At 60.8% G+C, this 17,121-nt stretch carries 16 protein-coding genes; 9 read left to right on the top strand and 7 right to left on the bottom strand.

All coding sequences use genetic code 11. The annotated features are described in order from the left end of the window. Window positions 1-68: 68 nt before the first annotated feature. The 5 genes from V6N02_RS10095 to V6N02_RS10115 form a co-directional block, all read right to left on the bottom strand. Window positions 69-1,010, bottom strand: coding sequence for an ABC transporter permease (locus V6N02_RS10095; RefSeq protein WP_371225837.1), 942 nt, complete (start codon window positions 1,008-1,010; stop codon window positions 69-71). Continuing rightward, window positions 1,010-2,080 carry an ABC transporter permease gene (locus V6N02_RS10100; RefSeq protein ID WP_371225838.1) on the bottom strand — a complete coding sequence of 357 codons (1,071 nt, stop codon included), beginning with the start codon at window positions 2,078-2,080 and terminating at the stop codon, window positions 1,010-1,012. Before V6N02_RS10100 ends, V6N02_RS10095 begins: the two co-directional genes overlap by 1 nt. Further along, the gene (locus V6N02_RS10105; protein ID WP_371225457.1) at window positions 2,080-3,609 is read right to left on the bottom strand and encodes an ABC transporter ATP-binding protein; all 1,530 of its coding nucleotides are present in this window, start codon (window positions 3,607-3,609) and stop codon (window positions 2,080-2,082) included. Before V6N02_RS10105 ends, V6N02_RS10100 begins: the two co-directional genes overlap by 1 nt. 39 nt (window positions 3,610-3,648) lie before the next feature. Then, window positions 3,649-4,641: a BMP family protein gene (locus V6N02_RS10110; protein ID WP_371225458.1), complete on the bottom strand. Its 993-nt coding sequence runs from the start codon at window positions 4,639-4,641 to the stop codon at window positions 3,649-3,651. A gap of 162 nt (window positions 4,642-4,803) precedes the next feature. Beyond that, complete coding sequence (locus V6N02_RS10115) at window positions 4,804-5,679, bottom strand: MurR/RpiR family transcriptional regulator (RefSeq protein ID WP_371225459.1); 876 nt, start codon at window positions 5,677-5,679, stop codon at window positions 4,804-4,806. Between the two features lie 90 nt (window positions 5,680-5,769). On the opposite strand from V6N02_RS10115, the gene V6N02_RS10120 reads away from it, so the two are divergent. From V6N02_RS10120 to V6N02_RS10150, 7 genes are all read left to right on the top strand, one after another. Next, window positions 5,770-6,534, top strand: coding sequence for an N-formylglutamate amidohydrolase (locus V6N02_RS10120; RefSeq protein WP_371225460.1), 765 nt, complete (start codon window positions 5,770-5,772; stop codon window positions 6,532-6,534). Beyond that, window positions 6,527-7,123, top strand: coding sequence for a TRAP transporter small permease subunit (locus V6N02_RS10125; protein WP_371225461.1), 597 nt, complete (start codon window positions 6,527-6,529; stop codon window positions 7,121-7,123). The genes V6N02_RS10120 and V6N02_RS10125 overlap by 8 nt, the downstream gene beginning before the upstream one ends. Continuing rightward, window positions 7,123-8,445, top strand: a complete 1,323-nt coding sequence (locus V6N02_RS10130; RefSeq protein WP_371225462.1) for a TRAP transporter large permease — start codon at window positions 7,123-7,125, stop codon at window positions 8,443-8,445. Before V6N02_RS10125 ends, V6N02_RS10130 begins: the two co-directional genes overlap by 1 nt. A 52-nt stretch (window positions 8,446-8,497) precedes the next feature. Then, complete coding sequence (locus V6N02_RS10135; protein ID WP_371225463.1) at window positions 8,498-9,532, top strand: TRAP transporter substrate-binding protein; 1,035 nt, start codon at window positions 8,498-8,500, stop codon at window positions 9,530-9,532. Window positions 9,533-9,603: 71 nt separating this feature from the next. Continuing rightward, complete coding sequence (locus V6N02_RS10140) at window positions 9,604-10,959, top strand: glutamine synthetase family protein (RefSeq protein ID WP_371225464.1); 1,356 nt, start codon at window positions 9,604-9,606, stop codon at window positions 10,957-10,959. A gap of 49 nt (window positions 10,960-11,008) precedes the next feature. Continuing rightward, window positions 11,009-12,388, top strand: a complete 1,380-nt coding sequence (locus V6N02_RS10145) for an aldehyde dehydrogenase family protein (protein ID WP_371225465.1) — start codon at window positions 11,009-11,011, stop codon at window positions 12,386-12,388. After that, window positions 12,385-13,530, top strand: a complete 1,146-nt coding sequence (locus tag V6N02_RS10150; RefSeq protein WP_371225466.1) for an iron-containing alcohol dehydrogenase — start codon at window positions 12,385-12,387, stop codon at window positions 13,528-13,530. The genes V6N02_RS10145 and V6N02_RS10150 overlap by 4 nt, the downstream gene beginning before the upstream one ends. A gap of 349 nt (window positions 13,531-13,879) precedes the next feature. On the opposite strand, the gene V6N02_RS10155 is transcribed toward V6N02_RS10150, so the two are convergent. After that, window positions 13,880-14,827, bottom strand: coding sequence for a GlxA family transcriptional regulator (locus V6N02_RS10155; protein WP_371225467.1), 948 nt, complete (start codon window positions 14,825-14,827; stop codon window positions 13,880-13,882). Window positions 14,828-14,904: 77 nt separating this feature from the next. Here V6N02_RS10155 and bcoG point away from each other — a divergent pair, with 77 nt between their 5' ends. Next, window positions 14,905-15,816, top strand: a complete 912-nt coding sequence (gene bcoG / locus V6N02_RS10160) for a 3-dehydrocarnitine:acetyl-CoA trimethylamine transferase BcoG (RefSeq protein WP_371225468.1) — start codon at window positions 14,905-14,907, stop codon at window positions 15,814-15,816. Then, window positions 15,813-16,580: an SDR family oxidoreductase gene (locus V6N02_RS10165; RefSeq protein ID WP_371225469.1), complete on the top strand. Its 768-nt coding sequence runs from the start codon at window positions 15,813-15,815 to the stop codon at window positions 16,578-16,580. Before bcoG ends, V6N02_RS10165 begins: the two co-directional genes overlap by 4 nt. Here V6N02_RS10165 and V6N02_RS10170 read toward each other — a convergent pair whose 3' ends face one another. Further along, window positions 16,581-17,048 carry a DUF1203 domain-containing protein gene (locus V6N02_RS10170; RefSeq protein WP_371225470.1) on the bottom strand — a complete coding sequence of 156 codons (468 nt, stop codon included), beginning with the start codon at window positions 17,046-17,048 and terminating at the stop codon, window positions 16,581-16,583. Window positions 17,049-17,121 lie beyond the last annotated feature (73 nt).

The following is a 17,121-nucleotide window of genomic DNA, read 5'->3' on the forward strand; positions in this document are numbered from 1 at the left end:
CCGCGAAACATACAAGCGTCGCACGCGTTTCGCCTCAACCGAATGCCTCGGGTTTGAGGCGAAACGCTTTATCTCTGTCCCTTGAACCACGGGGTCAGCAGGGCACGGGGATAATCGGCGCTACGCGCGGCGATGACCAGAGCGATGATGCTGAGGATATAGGGGGCCATCAGGAACACCTGCCCAGGCACCAGCGCGCCCACTTCGGTCTGAAGGCGCACTTGCAAGGCATCAAACGCCCCGAACAGCAGCGCGCCCAGCAGCGCCTTGCCCGGTTTCCAGCTGGCGAAAATAACCAGCGCGATGCAGATCCAGCCGCGCCCGTTGACCATCCCAAAGAAGAACGCATCAAAGGCCGACATGGTCAGGAAGGCACCACCCAAGGCCATCAACGCCGACCCGGCCACCACAGCGCCCATGCGCAGCGCATAGACTGATAAGCCCTGGGCATCGACGCTGTCAGGATTGTCGCCCACGGCCTGAATGGCCACGCCCAGAGCAGTGCGTTTCATGACGTACCAGACTACGGCCACCATAAGAAAGGCCAGCCATGTCAGCGCCGTTTGCTGAAACAGGACAGGGCCGAGGAAAGGAATATCGGACAGGACAGGAATGTCCATCGCGCGGAAGGGTTCGATCCGCGGAGGAGAGGAAACATTGGGCAGGGCCGTGCGATAGGCAAAGTAACTGACCGAGGTGGCGAACAGCGTCACGCCAAGGCCCGAGACATGCTGCGACAGGCCCAAAGGCACCGTCAGGATCGCGTGGATCAGGCCAAAGAACGCGCCTGCGCAAGCGGCTACCAACACGCCGCCCCAAAGGCCCGCGCCCAACCAGACGGCCATCCAGCCGGCCATGGCCCCGGCGACAAAAATGCCCTCGATCCCGAGGTTCAGAACCCCGGATTTCTCGCAGAGCAGCGCGCCAATCACGCCAAAGATCAACGGTGTGGCAATACGAATGGACGCGGCCCAGAAGCTTTCGGATAGCAGGATGTTGAGGATATCCATCATGACGCCACCCCTGCCGGTTTAACCCGCGTGATGCGGTAGCGGGCGGCAAAGCCCCCGACCAGCACACATAACAACGAGGTGGCCACCACAAGGTCGGCCAGATAGGACGACACGCCCATCGCGCGGCTCATCGAATCCGCGCCGACAAAGACCGACGCGATGAACAGAGCCGAGATCACCACGCCGAGCGGGTTCAGTCCCGCCAGCATGGCCACGACAATGCCAGTATAGCCAAAGCCGGGCGACAGATCAGCGGTCAGATAGCCCTTGAGGCCCGCCACTTCGCTGACCCCCGCCATGCCCGCCAAAGCGCCCGAAACGATGGCGACGCTGAACAGCGTGCGGTTCACCCGGATACCGGCGTGACGTGCCGCAGCAGCGTTTTCGCCAACCGCCCGCAGCCGAAACCCCCAGACCGAGCGCGCCAGCATGAACTGTGCCACTACGGCCGCCGCAAGGGCGATGATCAGCCCCGCATGCAGGCGCATCCGCTCGATCAGTGTGGGCAACATGCCCTGATCCAGAATGGGCGAGCTTTGCGGCCAGCCCAGGCCCATCGGATCTTTCAACGGGCCTTCCAGCATCATCTGAAGGAAAATCAGGATCACGAAATTGAGTAGTAGCGTGGTCACCACCTCATCCGCGCCAAAGCGGGTTTTGAGGTAGGCCGGTACGGCCATACCCGCAGCCCCACCGGCACAGCCCAAAATGATGATCAGCGGCAACAGGATAAAGCCCGGCACGTCCAGCGCACCAGTGCCGATGGCGACGGCGGCCATCGCGCCGAGGTATAGCTGCCCCTCGGCCCCGATGTTCCACAGCTTGGCGCGGAAGGCCAAGGCGGCGGCGAGGCCTGTGAAGATCAGGGGAGTGGCGCGGGTCAGCATTTCGGAAAAGGCGAACATCGAACCGAAGACGCCTTTGAACATCTCGCCATAGGCGGTCGCGATATTGGCTCCGGCAAAGGCCAGCGGAATGGCGGCCAGCGCAAGGGCGATCAATGCCGACAGCACCGGTACCCCCAGGGTCAGGGCGCGCGATGGCGCCTCGCGGGGTTCAATGCGGATCATGCCAGTTCTCCGGTGACTTCTCCGGCCATCATCAGGCCGATCTCTTCACGGTCGCGGGTGTTTGCCTCGATCAATTCCCCATCATGGATCACCATGATCCGGTCCGAGAGGCTGAGCACCTCGTCAAGGTCTTCGGAAATCAGCACCACCCCTGCCCCGCGGCTGCGCGCCTCAAGCAGGCGACGGGCCACCTCGGCGGCAGCACCCATATCAAGGCCACGCGTGGGTTGGTTGGCGAGGATCAGATCGGGGCCCTGTTCGAACACCCGCGCCAGGATCAGTTTCTGGATATTGCCGCCCGAAAGCAGCCGCGCGCGGGCCTCAACACCCGGGCCGCGCACGTCATAGTCTTTGGCCAGCCGGTCGGCATTGGCGACAATCGCCTCGCGGCGCAGCAGGCCGCGCGATTGAATTTCAGGGTCATCCAGCCGTTCGATCACCATGTTCTCGGCCACGGACATGGCCCCGACGATGCCGTCATGATGGCGGTCTTCAGGGATGCGGCCCACCCCCGCCTCGATCATGGTCAGCGGATCGGGTTTTGCGATGGTTTCGCCACTGACCTGAACAGCGCCCCCATCGGGGCGGATCAGGCCCGAGATCACCCCGGCCAAGGCCGATTGCCCATTGCCCGACACGCCCGCAATCCCGAGGATTTCATGGGCGTTCACCGTCAGGGTGATGTCGTGCAACGTGTCGCGGCTGGTCTGGCCCTTCACATGCAGGTTTTCCAGATGCAGCACTGGCGCGCCGGGGGCCATCGGGGTGCGGGCGGTTTCGGCCGTGTCGTCGCCGACCATCATGCGGGCGATGACCCGCTCATCCGCCTCTGACGTGGCGATCTCGCCCACTTTCACGCCGTGGCGCAGCACGGCGATGCGATGGGAAAAGGCCAGCACTTCACGCAGCTTGTGAGAAATAAAGATCACCGACAGGCCTTGCTGCGTCATCGCGCCGATGTTTTCAAACAGCGCGTCGGCCTCTTGCGGGGTCAGAACGGCGGTGGGTTCGTCCAGCACCAGAATGCGCACATCGCGGTAAAGTGCCTTGAGGATTTCCACGCGCTGACGTTCGCCCACCGACAGGCGACTGACGCGCATATCAAGATGCGCCGCAAGACCGCTGCGCTCCATGATCCCTTCGATCTTGCGCCGTGCGGCGCTGCGATCGCGGCGCAGCTGGAACAGCGGCTCGGCCCCCAGCAGGATATTGTCGAGAACGCTGAGGTTTTCGGCCAGCGTGAAATGCTGATGCACCATGCCGATCCCGGCAGACAGGGCCGCCTGCGGATGGCCCAGCGCAAGGGGCTGCATCTTCCCATCTTCGCCTGCCACCTCGACAGTGCCGGCATCGGGCATGTAATGGCCAAACAGCATGTTCATCAGCGTGGTCTTGCCTGCGCCGTTTTCGCCCAACAGGGCCAGAACTTCGCCGCGTTGCAAGTCGAGGCTGACGTCGTCATTGGCCACGACGCTGCCGAACCGTTTGCACAGCCCGTTGAGAGAAAGAACTTTTTCAGAGGTCATATTGGAAAGGGCCGGTGTGGTGACCGGCCCTCCTTTTGCTTAATTGTCCGAGACGGGGCGTTCGTCGTTGACGTTGACGCGGAACAGGCCGTCCATGATCTCGGCCTCTTTGGCTTTGACCGCTTCGACAACCTCGGCGGGGACAAGGTTTTCGTCCAGCACCAGCGAGCCGCCGCCATAGGCCATGAAGCTGAACTGACCATAATCGAGCGCCTCGAAATCACCGCTGGCGACATTTTCGATGGCTTTGTCGATGGTGGCTTCCATATGCCAGATGGCCGAGGCCAGAATGGTGTCAGGATAATCGGCAGAGGTGTCGATGACGTTGCCGATGGCCTTCACGCCACGCTCGACAGCGGCGTCCGAAACGCCAAAGCGTTCGGCATACATGATGTCAGCACCGGCATCCATCATCGCAAAGGCGCTTTCTTTTGCTTTAGGCGGGTCGTACCAGCTGTCGATGAAGTTCACCATGAACTTGACGTCCGGGTTGACCGAGCGTGCACCCTCCATGAAGGCATGCATCAGCCGGTTCACTTCCGGAATGGCATAGCCACCAACCATGCCGATCAGGTTCGATTCGGTCATTTCCCCGGCGATCATGCCGCTGAGGTAAGAGGGTTCGTGGATCCAGTTGTCGAACACCGAGAAATTCGGGGCGACCGGCCCGAAAGACGAACCCATCAGGAAACCGGTCTCCGGGTAATCCTTGGCCACCTTGCGTGCCGCGCGTTCAAGGCCAAAGACCTCGCCCACGATCAGCTGCGCACCACCTTCGGCATATTCGCGCATCACCCGTTCATAATCCGTGTTGGCGACGTTTTCGGAGAAGGTATACTCAATATCTCCGCGCTCTGCTGCTGTATTCAGCGCTTTGTGAATGCGGCTGATCCATTGTTGTTCAACCGGCAGCGTATAGATGGCGGCCACTTTGACGGTTTCCGCAGCGGCGGCGGTGGCTCCGATGGCCATGCTGGCCGCGATCAGCGACGCCCCAAAAGCCCGTCTTGTTAAACTTTTTAACCCTTTCATGATCTCACTCTCCCTTGTTTGCTTGGCAGTTTTTAAGCTTGGCTGAGCGCCAGTTTGCGTTTTTTTACCGAATAGTCAATTTTTTAATCCGATTCGTAGTCGCAGCGTACCTACCAGTTGATCGAATGCCAGCCCGCAAAGCGACACGGGCGCGCGGGTTTTTCACTGCCTTGGCTTGCGAAACAGGCGGGTGAGATCAAAGAGCGTATCCAGCTGCTCATAGCGCTCTTTGGTTTGCGGCCAGCGTTCTTCCTGAGTGGCCGCGATCAAGGCCTCAAGCAGCAGCATGGTGCCCACGTTGGAATCCCAGGCCGAGGGGATTTCGACCCAGCAATTGAAGGTGAAATCAGCCACATCCGATATCGGACTGGTCCATTGGTCGGTGATCAGGATCACCTTGACGCCCCGATCCACAGCCAGTTCGGCAAGGCGCAGCAAGTTTGCTTCGTACCGGCGTACGTCAAATAACAGCAGGGTGTCGCCTGCCTCCATATCCAACACGTAATGGGGCCAGGTGGCGGAGGAAGCGGTCATATGCGTCACCCGTGGGCGGATCGCCTGAAAGTGGGTGAAGGCATAATCGGCCAGCGCCCGCGTGATGCGCCCACCGACAACGAACAGGCGGCCGTCCGTCTGGCTGAGTTGCCTGGCGGCGCGGTCGAACATGCGCGCATCAATATGGGAAAAGGTGCGTTCCAGGTTCTGGGTCACGGCGGTGGAAAAACGGTTGAGCATATGCGACTCGGGCGCCTCGGACGCCCAATTGGCGCGGCGCTGGGTGGGGCCGGACACTTTGGCCTGCAATTCGCTCAGCAGGGCCTGATGGAACTGCGGATAGCCCTTGAATCCCAGCTTTTGCACCATGCGCGCCACCGTGGGGGTCGAGACCCCTGCATTTTCCGCCACAACGGTGATCGAGGCGAGGCCCGCACCGGGATAATCCTCAAGCAGATGGGTGGCGAATTTGCGCTCTGACTGGGTCAGTCTGGCAAATTGCGCACGGATCAGATCACGCACGGTTTCGGCAGGCTCTGGCACATCCCCTCCCCGGCTCTGCGGCGGTCTGGATAAATATTGACAGAAATTTCCCATTGTGAAAACATTTTTTCACAAAGCCCGGGGGACAGGATGCCAGAACAGGCAGAAAAATCCGTTGAAACACTGAATCCAAAGGGCCTTGGCCCGGTGGTGATCCTGTGTGAGCACGCCTCGAATCATATCCCCGAACGGTATGACGGGCTGGGGCTGAGTGACGAAGCACGCATCAGCCATGCCGCCTGGGACCCCGGCGCGCGGGACATGTGCCTGTTGTTGTCCAAGGCGCTGGACGCGCCGGTTGTCGCCTCGTGCGTCTCGCGGTTAGTCTATGATTGCAATCGCCCGCCAGATAGCCGCGATGCGATGACTGAACGGTCCGAAACCATCGACATACCCGGCAATCGCGGCCTGAGCGACGCACAGCGGCAAGAGCGGGTGGACACGGTCTACCGCCCCTTCTGCGAGGCGGTTGATGCAGTTCTGGACGCCCGTGCACAGCCCGCCATTCTGGTGACGATGCACAGTTTTACACCGGTCTATTTCGGGCAGGACCGCGCGGTCGAGATTGGCATTCTGCATGATGAGGACGCCCGTCTGGCCGATGCGATGCTGGCCGGGGCTCCTTCCCTTCCGCATCGCCGGATCGAGCGGAACGAGCCCTATGGACCCGCCGATGGCGTGACCCATTCACTGATCGAACATGGGGTATCGCGCGGGCTGGCCAACGTCATGCTGGAGATACGCAACGATCTGATCCGCGACGCGGACGGGGTTGAGACACTGGCACAAGATGTTCTGACCCTGTTGGCCCCCGCGCTGGCCAAGTTGGACGGCGCAGAGATGCAACATGCCTAGAGCGATGCTGGCCTATATCCGCGCGATTGACGCGATGAACCGCTTTATCGGGCGGATCGCGATGTACCTGATCTTCGTTCTTGTCGGGGTGTTGTTGTGGTCGTCGATCTCAAAGACGTTTTTCACGCCCTCTTTGTGGACGCTGGAGACCGCGCAATTCGTCATGGTGGCCTATTACGTTCTGGGCGGACCCTATTCGATCCAGCTGGGATCGAACGTGCGGATGGATCTGTTTTATGGCGGCTGGTCGCTGCGCCAGAAGGCGTGGTTTGACGCGTTCACCGTGTTTTTCCTGATGTTCTACCTCGGGGTGCTGTTTGTCGGCGCGGTCAGTTCCACGGCCTATTCGCTGGGCTATTTCGGGACCGAGCCTTTTGCCTTTTTTGGTGATCTGCTGGGCACTCTGATCACCGGTGGCGTGGACGCGGCAAAGGAGCAACTGGGCTTTCTTGAGCGCAGTTCAACCGCGTGGCGGCCTTATCTCTGGCCCGTCAAAACCATCCTGTGTTTCGGCGTCTTCATGATGTTGCTGCAATGTCTGGCCGAGCTGTTCCGCGATCTGGCCCGCATCAAAGGTGAGGCGATCTGATGTCCTATGATATGATCGCCATTCTGATGTTCGCATCGATGATGCTGATGCTGATGACGGGGCAGCGGGTGTTTGGCGCGATTGGGTTCGTCGGGGCCGCCGCGGGGCTGTTACTGTGGGGCACGGGCGGGTCGGAAATTCCATTCTCGGCGGCCATGAAGCTGATGAAGTGGTATCCGCTGCTGACCCTGCCGATGTTTATTTTCATGGGCTACGTGCTGTCGGAAAGCCGGATTGCCGATGATCTTTACAAGATGTTCCATGTCTGGATGGGCAACGTCAAAGGCGGCTTGGCGATTGGTACGATTGGGTTGATGGTGCTGATTTCGGCGATGAACGGGCTCAGCGTTGCGGGCATGGCCATCGGCGCCACCATTGCCCTGCCCGAGCTGCTGCGGCGGGGCTATGACAAGATCATGGTGACCGGCGTGGTGCAGGCGGGATCAAGTCTGGGCATCCTCGTGCCGCCCTCGGTCGTTCTGGTGCTATATGCGATGATCGCGCGCCAGCCGGTGGGGCAACTCTGGCTGGCCGGAGTGATCCCGGGGCTGATGATGGCGACGATGTTCGTGATCTATATCTATGTGCGCTGCCGGGTGCAGCCGCATCTGGGGCCGCCCTTGTCGAAGGAGGAACTGGACGTTCCCTTGTCCGAAAAACTGCGTCTGTTGCGCGCAGGGCTGCTGCCGATCCTGATCTTTGCGGCGATGATGGTGCCCTTTGTAAAGGGCTGGACGTCGCTGGTGGAAAGTTCGGCCATTGGCGCGATGACTGCCTTTCTGGCGGCGATCCTGAAGGGGCGCATGACCCGCGAGGTGTTTGAAACCTCTGTCCGTCAAACGCTGGCGATTTCCTGCATGTTCATGTGGATCATTCTGGCCGCCCTTGGTTTTGGCGCGATCTTTGATGGCTTGGGTGCGGTGAAAGCGATCGACAGCCTTTTTACGGAGCAACTGAACCTCAGCCCCTGGACCATCCTGATCCTGATGCAGCTGAGCTTCATCCTGATGGGCACGTTTCTGGATGACACCGCTATGCTGGTGATTGTGGCCCCGCTGTACGTGCCGCTTGTCGGCGCGCTGGGGTTCGACCTGATCTGGTATGGTATCCTTTACACGATCACCACGCAGATCGCCTATATGACGCCGCCCTTCGGCTATAACCTGTTTCTGATGCGCGCCATGGCCCCGCCCGAGATCGGGCTGAAGGACATCTATGTCTCGATCATCCCCTTCGCGCTGGTCATGGTTCTGGCGCTGATCCTGGTGATGATCTTCCCGCAGATCGCCCTGTGGCTGCCGGATTATGTTTACGGAAAGTAACCAAGAAGAGCCTCGGCGAAGAGGCCCCAATTTGAAGCAAGGAGAAAGCAAAATGACCACAAGACGTAAGTTTTTGAAAACCGCCGGTGTCGGCGCGGTAGCGGCCCCTCTGGCCACGCCCGCTTTGGCACAGGACACCATTACATGGCGCATGCAGACCTATGCAGGTCCGGCCCTGGCCGAGCATGTGATCAAGCCTGCGATTGATATGTTCAACAAGATCGCGGGCGACCGGATGCAGATCGAACTGTTCTTTGCTGATCAGCTGGTGCCCACGGGCGAGCTGTTCCGCGCCATGCAGCGCGGCACGATTGATGCGGTGCAGTCGGATGACGACTCGATGGCCTCGCCCACGGAAGTCACTGTTTTCGGTGGCTATTTCCCGTTCGCCTCGCGCTATAGCCTAGACGTGCCGGTCCTGTTCAACCAATACGGCCTGAACGAAATCTGGGATGCGGAATACTCCAAGGTCGGCGTGAAACATATCTCGGCTGGCGCATGGGACCCCTGTCATTTCGCAACCAAAGACCCGATCAACTCGCTTGCCGATCTGGAAGGCAAGCGCGTCTTTACCTTCCCCACCGCGGGGCGGTTCATGCAGCAATTCGGCGTCGTGCCGGTAACCCTGCCCTGGGAAGATATCGAAGTGGCGGTGCAAACCGGCGAGCTGGATGGCATCGCGTGGTCCGGCATCACCGAGGATTACACCGTGGGCTGGGCCGATGTGACGGATTACTTCCTGACCAACAACATCTCGGGCGCATGGGCCGGATCGTTCTTTGCCAATATGGACCGCTGGAACGAGCTGCCGGAAGACCTGCAAACCCTGTTCCGGGTCTGCTGTGACCAGTCGCATTACTATCGCCAGTGGTGGTATTGGGGCGGCGAGGCCAATCTGCGCGTGAACGGCGACAAGATGAAGCTGACCACGATCCCCGACGAAGAATGGGCGCAGGTCGAAGCCGCCGCGCGCGTCTTCTGGGACGAGATTGCTGCGGAGTCCGAGACCAAGGCCAAGGTCGTGGAAATCTTCAAACAGTATAACGCGGATATGGAAAAGGCCGGACGGCCCTACCGCTATACCTGACAAAACTCATGCTCTCCGGCGTCGCCGCCGGGGGGCCACCCCATGACACGATTTGAACACGGAATGCCATCATGAGCCTCAGCTTTGACGATCTGAAAACCCAAGTGGCGGACGGCACGGTCGATACCGTTCTGGTCTGCTTTGTCGATATGCAGGGCCGCCTGATGGGCAAGCGGTTTCACGCGGGCCATTTCATTGATGGCGCGTATGAAGAAACCCATTGCTGTAACTACCTGCTGGCCACCGACCTGATGATGGCGACGCCGGATGGCTATGCCTCGACCAGCTGGGAACGGGGCTATGGCGATTACGTGATGAAGCCGGACCTGTCCACGATACGCCCGATGCCGTGGCTTGAGGGCACGGTGATGGTGCTGTGCGATATTCTGGATCATCACACCCATGAAGAGATCTCGCACGCCCCGCGCACGGTCCTGAAACGCCAGATCAAGCGGCTCGAGGCGATGGGCTATGACGCGATGATGGCGACCGAGTTGGAGTTTTTCCTCTTCGCCAAATCCTACGATGAAATCCGCCGCTCGGGCTTTCGCGATCTGGAACCGATCAGTGGCTATAATGAGGATTATCACATCCTGCAGACCAGCCGCGAAGAACATGTGATGCGCCCGATCCGCAACCATTTGTGGAACGCCGGCATTCCCGTCGAGAACTCCAAGGGCGAGGCCGAGACTGGTCAGGAAGAGCTGAACATCAAATACGCCGCCGCGATGGACACGGCGGACTATCACTCGATCGCCAAGCACGCGATCAAGGAGATCGCGCATCAGCAGGGCCATGCCGCAAGCTTCCTGCCGAAATGGCACCATGACAAGGTGGGCAGTTCCAGCCATGTGCATCAATCGCTGTGGAAGGATGGCAAGCCCGCGTTTTATGACGCCGATGACAGCCTTGGCATGAGCGGGCTGATGAAAAGCTATATGGCGGGCATGTTGAAATACGCCCCAGATTTCACCTATTTTCTGGCACCGTACATCAACAGCTACAAGCGCTTTCAGGTGGGTAGCTTTGCCCCCACGCGGATCATCTGGTCGGTGGACAACCGCACGGCTGGCTTCCGCCTGTGTGGCGATGGGACCAAGTCGGTGCGCGTTGAATGCCGCGTCGGCGGGTCAGACATCAATCCTTACCTGGCCATGGCCGCGCAGATCGCCGCCGGGATCAGGGGGATCGAAGAGGGGTTGGAACTGCAACCGGCGTTTTCGGGCGATGCCTATCAGGGCGATGATGCGATGATCCCGTCGAACCTGCGCGATGCGCGGGACGCGTTGTTTGCCTCAAAAATGCTGCGCGAGGCGATGGGCGACGATGTGGTCGATCATTACACCCGCGCCGCCGAAGTCGAGCTGGAGGATTTTGCCCGCGTGGTGACGGATTACGAAATCGCCCGCGGCTTCGAGATGGCCTAGAGTATTTTTGGCAAGATGAAGCAGGGATACCTGCGATGAAGGACCGAACATGACAAAACTGACATGCATATCCCCGATTGACGGTTCGGTTTTTGCCGAACGCGAAACAGTCTCGCCCGAAGACGCGCAGTCCATCGCTGCCCGTGCGCGCAAGGCCCAACCGGACTGGGCAGCGCGGCCCCTGCAAGAGCGGATCGACCTTGTTCTGGCCGGTGTCGCGGCGATTGGGGCGATGAACGATGAGATCGTGCCGGAACTGGCCCATATGATGGGCCGCCCTATCCGGTATGGCGGCGAATTCGGCGGGTTCGAGGAACGCGCCACCCATATGGCTCAGATCGCCCAAGAGGCACTGGCAGATATCCAGGTGGGCGAGGACGAGACCTTCAAGAGATACATCAAGCGCATTCCCCAAGGCGTTGTCTTTGTCGTCGCCCCCTGGAACTATCCTTACATGACCGCGATCAACACGGTCGCCCCGGCCCTGATTGCGGGCAATACCGTGGTGCTGAAACACGCCACGCAGACCCTGTTGGTGGGCGAGCGGATGGCGCAGGCCTTCCGTGCCGCTGGTGTGCCTGAGGATGTGTTTCAGAACGTATTTCTGGATCATGACACGACATCCGCTTTGATCGCCGAGCGTGCCTTTGATTTCGTGAACTTCACTGGCTCGGTTGGCGGCGGCAAGGCGATGGAACGCGCCGCAGCGGGCACGTTTACCGGCGTCGGGACCGAGCTGGGCGGGAAAGACCCCGGCTATGTGATGGAGGATGCCGATCTGGACGCCGCCGTGGATACGCTGATCGACGGGGCAATGTTCAACTCGGGCCAATGCTGCTGCGGGATTGAGCGGATTTACGTGCACGAAAGCCTCTATGATGCCTTTGTCGAAAAGGCCGTGGCGATTGTGAAGGGCTACACGCTGGGCAATCCGCTGGACACTGAGACCACTTTGGGTCCGATGGCCAATGTGCGTTTTGCCGAGGAGGTGCGCGCACAGATTGCCGAGGCCGTGGCGGATGGTGCCACCGCGCATATCGAAACCTTCGCCGAGGATGATGGCGGAGCGTATCTGACCCCGCAGATCCTGACGGGTGTTACCCATGACATGCGCGTGATGCGCGATGAAAGCTTTGGCCCGGTTGTGGGCATCATGCCCGTCAATAATGATGACGAGGCCGTAGCGTTGATGAATGACAGCCAGTTTGGCCTGACCGCCAGCCTGTGGACGGCGGATGTGGATCGTGCCGCTGCCGTGGGCGACCAGATTGAAACCGGCACCGTTTTCATGAACCGCGCCGATTACCTTGATCCGGGCCTGTGCTGGACCGGCTGCAAAGACACCGGGCGGGGCGGTGGATTGTCGATCATCGGCTATCACAACCTGACCCGCCCCAAATCCTACCATCTCAAAAAGGTGACATCATGAGCCTGACTGGAAACTGGTCCTACCCGACCGCCATCAAATTCGGCGCTGGCCGGATTGCCGAACTGCCCGAGGCCTGTGCCCAAGCGGGGATCAAACGCCCCCTTTTGGTGACGGATAAGGGCTTGGCCGATCTGCCGGTCACTCAAGCCACGCTAGACACTATGGACGCCGCCGGGCTGGGCCGGGCCATGTTTTCCGAGGTCGATCCGAACCCGAATGAGAAAAACCTCGACGCGGGAGTCACCGTCTACAAGGCGGGCGGGCATGACGGGGTGATCGCCTTTGGCGGCGGCTCGGGGCTGGACCTGGGCAAGATGGTGGCCTTCATGGCTGGGCAAACGCGCCCCGTCTGGGATTTCGAGGATATCGGCGATTGGTGGACACGGGCCGATAGCAACGCCATCGCGCCGATCATCGCGGTGCCCACCACCGCCGGGACAGGTTCGGAAGTCGGCCGTGCATCGGTGATCACCGACTCGGTCAGCCATGTGAAGAAGATCATTTTCCACCCCAAGGTGCTGCCCGCCGTGGTGATCTGTGATCCGGAACTGACCGTGGGCATGCCGCGATTCATCACAGCAGGCACGGGGCTGGACGCCTTTGCCCATTGTGTCGAGGCCTATTCCAGCCCGCATTACCACCCGATGTCTCAGGGCATCGCGCTGGAAGGCATGAAACTGGTGATCGACAACCTGCCGCGTGCCTACGCCGACGGCAACGATATAGAGGCCCGCGCCAATATGATGTCTGCGGCCGCGATGGGGGCCACGGCCTTCCAGAAGGGGCTTGGCGCGATTCATGCCATGAGCCACCCGATTGGCGCACATTTCAACACCCACCACGGAACCACCAATGCGGTCTGTATGCCTGCTGTGCTGGAGTTCAACGCCGCTGCGATTGCCAAGCGGTTTGATCTGGCGGCGGGCTATCTCGGGATTGACGGCGGCTTTGAGGGGTTCCGCGCCTTCGTGCAGGAGTTCAATGACAGCATGAGCATCCCCCGCAAGCTGAACGACATGGGCGTGACCGAGGCCAGCATCCCCGATCTGGTGAAGGGGGCGATCATTGATCCCAGCTGTGGCGGCAACCCGATTGAGTTGACCGAAGAGAATCTGGAAGGGCTGTTCCGGGCCGCTCTTTAGCGGGAAATGTATCGTTGCGGGGCGGGCGTGGTCGACGGCCGGGTCTGCCGCGCGGCTTGGCCAATGCGATATTGAACCGGCGGTCATTTTGCGGACGAAGCGGACATTCGCCATGCACCAGCCACCGGAGGCCAACGTCAGCCCCTGGGGTGGCGACCCACCATTTGCTTCGGGGCGCTTTATGCTCGCAAAGTACATCCACAGAACGAGCGCAGCGCCTGTGTCAGAGTAATCGCCAGCCCAAGGGAGGGGCTGACGATGGCCGGGCCGCTGCGCGGCTGTTAACCGGTTGGGCGCAGAACAGCGACGACCGCAAAGGGCTCAATCCGGCCTGTGCGCCCTGATCTGCCTAACCATGACGCAGGGATGAAGGAGGCAGCCCGTATTGCCGACATATCGCCCGGGTCAGGGCGGCAGGGGATTCATAACCCGACCGCAACGCCACCTCGGCCACGCTTAGGGTGCTGCCTTCCAACAGCTTGCGGGCGGCAGACAATCGCAGATGGCGGTAAACGGTGCCTGGCGGGGCGCCCAGACGGCTGCGAAAGCGACGATCCAGGGTGCGGGGCTGACAAGACAGGACTTGTGACAACGCCTTGAGATTAAGTGGTTTTTCCAGATTTTCGCGCATCAGGGCCAGCCCGCGCCTGACCAGCGGGTCGGTCACGGCACCGCGTTCTTGGGGGGCGTTGACTGGAGGGTCGCCCTGCATGAACAGCGCCTCGACATCCAGACGCACGGCCAGTCCGGCACGCTCGGCGATCAGGCCGAGGGTCAGATCAAGCGCCGACATGGCCCCGGCGCAGGTCAGGAACCTCTGGTCATGCACCACGCGGGCGCGCTCGGCTTCGACCTCCAGAAAGCGTTCTGTAAACGCATCCAGAAGGTCCCAATGCACGGTGGCGCGCCGCCCGTTCAGCAACCCGGCCGAGGCCAGCAACCATGGGGCGGCATCCATCCCCACGACCACACCCGCCTCGGCCGCCGCCAGTCGCAAAGCGCGGCGGGTTTTGGGCGTGTCGTGGCCGTCATGGGCATAGCTGGCCAGCACGAACAGATAGTCACAGGATGTCAGGCTGGCGAGGGTCGCATGGGGCAACACCTGCATACCGCTGGACGAGGCCACCGCGGCGCCATCCGAGGTCAACAAAGTCCAGTCAAACAAGGCCCTACCGCCCAGAGTGTTAGCCGCGCGCAGCGGCTCGATACAGTTCGCCAGGCACAGGTTCGAAAACTGATCGAACAGCAGCACCGCGATGCGGGTGGTTGTGGGGGATGGATTTGTCCATTTCGGCATAGTTTTTGTCTTTTACGGCAAACTCGTTCCACACGCCAGCGCGCTAGTCTTTTCCAGTCAAACCAAGGGAGGGCACCATGCCATTGACCATGAACCGTGAGGTTTTCATCACTTGTGCTGTCACCGGCGGCGGCGGCACGCAGGATCGCAGCCCGCATGTGCCCCGTTCCCCCAAACAGATCGCCGACAGCGCCATTGCCGCGGCCAAGGCCGGGGCGGCGATCGTCCATTGCCACGTGCGTGACCCTGAAACCGGCGCGCCCTCGCGCGATCTTGCCCTTTATCGCGAACTGACCGACCGGGTCCGCGATAGCGCCACCGACGTGGTTTTGAACCTCACCGCCGGGATGGGCGGCGATGTGATCTTTGGCTCACCCGAATCCCCCCTGCCACTGTCCAACAGCACCGACATGGTCGGCGCGACCGAGCGGGTGGCCCATGTGGGTGAATGCCTGCCCGAGATCTGCACGCTGGATTGCGGCACGATGAACTTTGCCGAGGCCGATTACGTTATGACCAACACGCCCGGCATGCTGACAGCGATGGGCCAGATGATGACCGATCTGGGCGTGAAGCCTGAGATTGAGGCTTTTGACACCGGGCATCTTTGGTATGCCAAGGAGCTGGTGAAAAACGGCGTTCTGGACAGCCCCGCATTGGTGCAGCTGTGCATGGGTGTGCCCTGGGGTGCGCCGGACGATCTGAACACCTTCATGGCGATGGTGAACAACGTGCCGGATGACTGGACGTTCAGCGCCTTCGGGTTGGGCCGCAACCAGATGCCTTATGTCGCCGCCGCCGTATTGGCCGGGGGCAATGTGCGGGTGGGACTGGAAGACAACCTGATGCTGGACAAGGGCGTTCTGGCCGAGAACTGGCAGCTTGTTGAACGCGCCGGAACCATCATCGAAAACCTCGGTGCCCGCGTGATCGGCCCCGAAGAAGTCCGCGCCAAGCTGGGCCTGACCAAGCGCGCGCCCAAAGGATGAGCGCGCAGCGTGTCTTGATCACCGGTGCAGGATCGGGGATTGGCCTGACCCTTGCCCAGCGTTTCGCGGCGACAGGTGCGCAGGTCGCGTTGTGCGATGCTCGCGCCGAGGCCATCGCGGACGTACAGGCCAAGCACCCAGAGTTCATTGCCCGACAGGCTGATGTCATAAACGAAGCGCAGATGACCCCCTTTTTTTCCGAGGTTGAAAGTAAATGGGGGGGAGTCGATGTGGTCTGTGCCAATGCCGGAACGGGCGGGCCAGCGGGGCGGATCGAAGACATGGCCTATGACGATTGGAAGGCCTGTGTGGGGGTGAACCTGTTTGGCACGTTCCTGACCTGCCGTTGGGCCGCGCGGGTGATGCGCGCACAGGGCAGCGGGCTGATCATTCTGACCACTTCGACAGCGGGGCTGTTTGGCTATCCGCTGCGCTCGCCCTATGCCACGGCGAAATGGGGCCTCGTGGGCCTGACCAAGACGCTGGCGGGCGAGCTGGGCCCGGTGGGCGTTCGCGTCAACGCCATCGCCCCCGGCGCGGTCGAAGGTGAGCGGATGGAGCGGGTGCTGGCCAATGAATCCGCCGCCTCGGGCAAGCCTATCGAAGAACTACGCCAAAGCTATGTGAAAGGCGTCAGCCTGCGCTCCTGGGTCAGTGCCGATGATCTGGCTGATATGGCACTGTTCCTGGCTTCGCCTGCTGCCTCGAAAATCTCGGGACAGATCATGGCGGTGGATGGCCATACCGAAAGCCTGGTGCCATGATCAGGCGCGGCACACGCGACATTGGAAGCAGTTGTTCGACGCGCTGCGCACATCAACAAACGCGATCTGTGGATCGTTTAGCAGGGTTTCAGCAAACTCCGGAATATCCGCCGTCGGCACGACCTCACCAGTTCCATAGACAATCCGTTCATCCGTTGAATACCCCCGCACCAGATAGCGTGGCGCGCGCAGAATGTCCGGCACCGTGGACGATGGTGTGGCCGCTTTGCACTCCGCCGCGCACAGAAAAATCGGGCCGGTCTCGGCGTAAGCGTTGGTTGTCTCAAATGGCCGCCATGCGAGGATCAGATAATCCTCCCCCTCGAGTGTTTCCCCCAGACAATGGCGACACGGATAGGCAGCCCCCTTTGAGACATGCGTTTCAATCGCCCCGCCATAGGCATCCAATCCATTCTTTTTTGCGGCCTGCACTTCAGCCGTCGGCAATCCGTGAAAGCGAATACTCATCTGACATCTCCTGTTTGATCTGTTGCAATTCTGACCTGCGGGCGCGCGCCCGGCGACCCGGATATTGCGCAAT

Source organism: Roseovarius conchicola, assembly GCF_041403425.1.
GTDB classification, from domain to species: domain Bacteria; phylum Pseudomonadota; class Alphaproteobacteria; order Rhodobacterales; family Rhodobacteraceae; genus Roseovarius; species Roseovarius conchicola.

Excerpts from the sequence above, each read along its gene's own strand:
- V6N02_RS10110 (WP_371225458.1), bottom strand. The coding sequence starts at position 4,641 with ATGAAAGGGTTAAAAAGTTTAACAAGACGGGCTTTTGGGGCGTCGCTG.
- V6N02_RS10120 (WP_371225460.1), top strand. The coding sequence starts at position 5,770 with ATGCCAGAACAGGCAGAAAAATCCGTTGAAACACTGAATCCAAAGGGC.
- V6N02_RS10125 (WP_371225461.1), top strand. The coding sequence starts at position 6,527 with ATGCCTAGAGCGATGCTGGCCTATATCCGCGCGATTGACGCGATGAAC.
- V6N02_RS10170 (WP_371225470.1), bottom strand. The coding sequence starts at position 17,048 with ATGAGTATTCGCTTTCACGGATTGCCGACGGCTGAAGTGCAGGCCGCA.
- V6N02_RS10150 (WP_371225466.1), top strand. The coding sequence starts at position 12,385 with ATGAGCCTGACTGGAAACTGGTCCTACCCGACCGCCATCAAATTCGGC.
- V6N02_RS10140 (WP_371225464.1), top strand. The coding sequence starts at position 9,604 with ATGAGCCTCAGCTTTGACGATCTGAAAACCCAAGTGGCGGACGGCACG.
- V6N02_RS10135 (WP_371225463.1), top strand. The coding sequence starts at position 8,498 with ATGACCACAAGACGTAAGTTTTTGAAAACCGCCGGTGTCGGCGCGGTA.
- bcoG (WP_371225468.1), top strand. The coding sequence starts at position 14,905 with ATGCCATTGACCATGAACCGTGAGGTTTTCATCACTTGTGCTGTCACC.
- V6N02_RS10155 (WP_371225467.1), bottom strand. The coding sequence starts at position 14,827 with ATGCCGAAATGGACAAATCCATCCCCCACAACCACCCGCATCGCGGTG.
- V6N02_RS10095 (WP_371225837.1), bottom strand. The coding sequence starts at position 1,010 with ATGGATATCCTCAACATCCTGCTATCCGAAAGCTTCTGGGCCGCGTCC.
- V6N02_RS10130 (WP_371225462.1), top strand. The coding sequence starts at position 7,123 with ATGTCCTATGATATGATCGCCATTCTGATGTTCGCATCGATGATGCTG.
- V6N02_RS10105 (WP_371225457.1), bottom strand. The coding sequence starts at position 3,609 with ATGACCTCTGAAAAAGTTCTTTCTCTCAACGGGCTGTGCAAACGGTTC.
- V6N02_RS10165 (WP_371225469.1), top strand. The coding sequence starts at position 15,813 with ATGAGCGCGCAGCGTGTCTTGATCACCGGTGCAGGATCGGGGATTGGC.
- V6N02_RS10145 (WP_371225465.1), top strand. The coding sequence starts at position 11,009 with ATGACAAAACTGACATGCATATCCCCGATTGACGGTTCGGTTTTTGCC.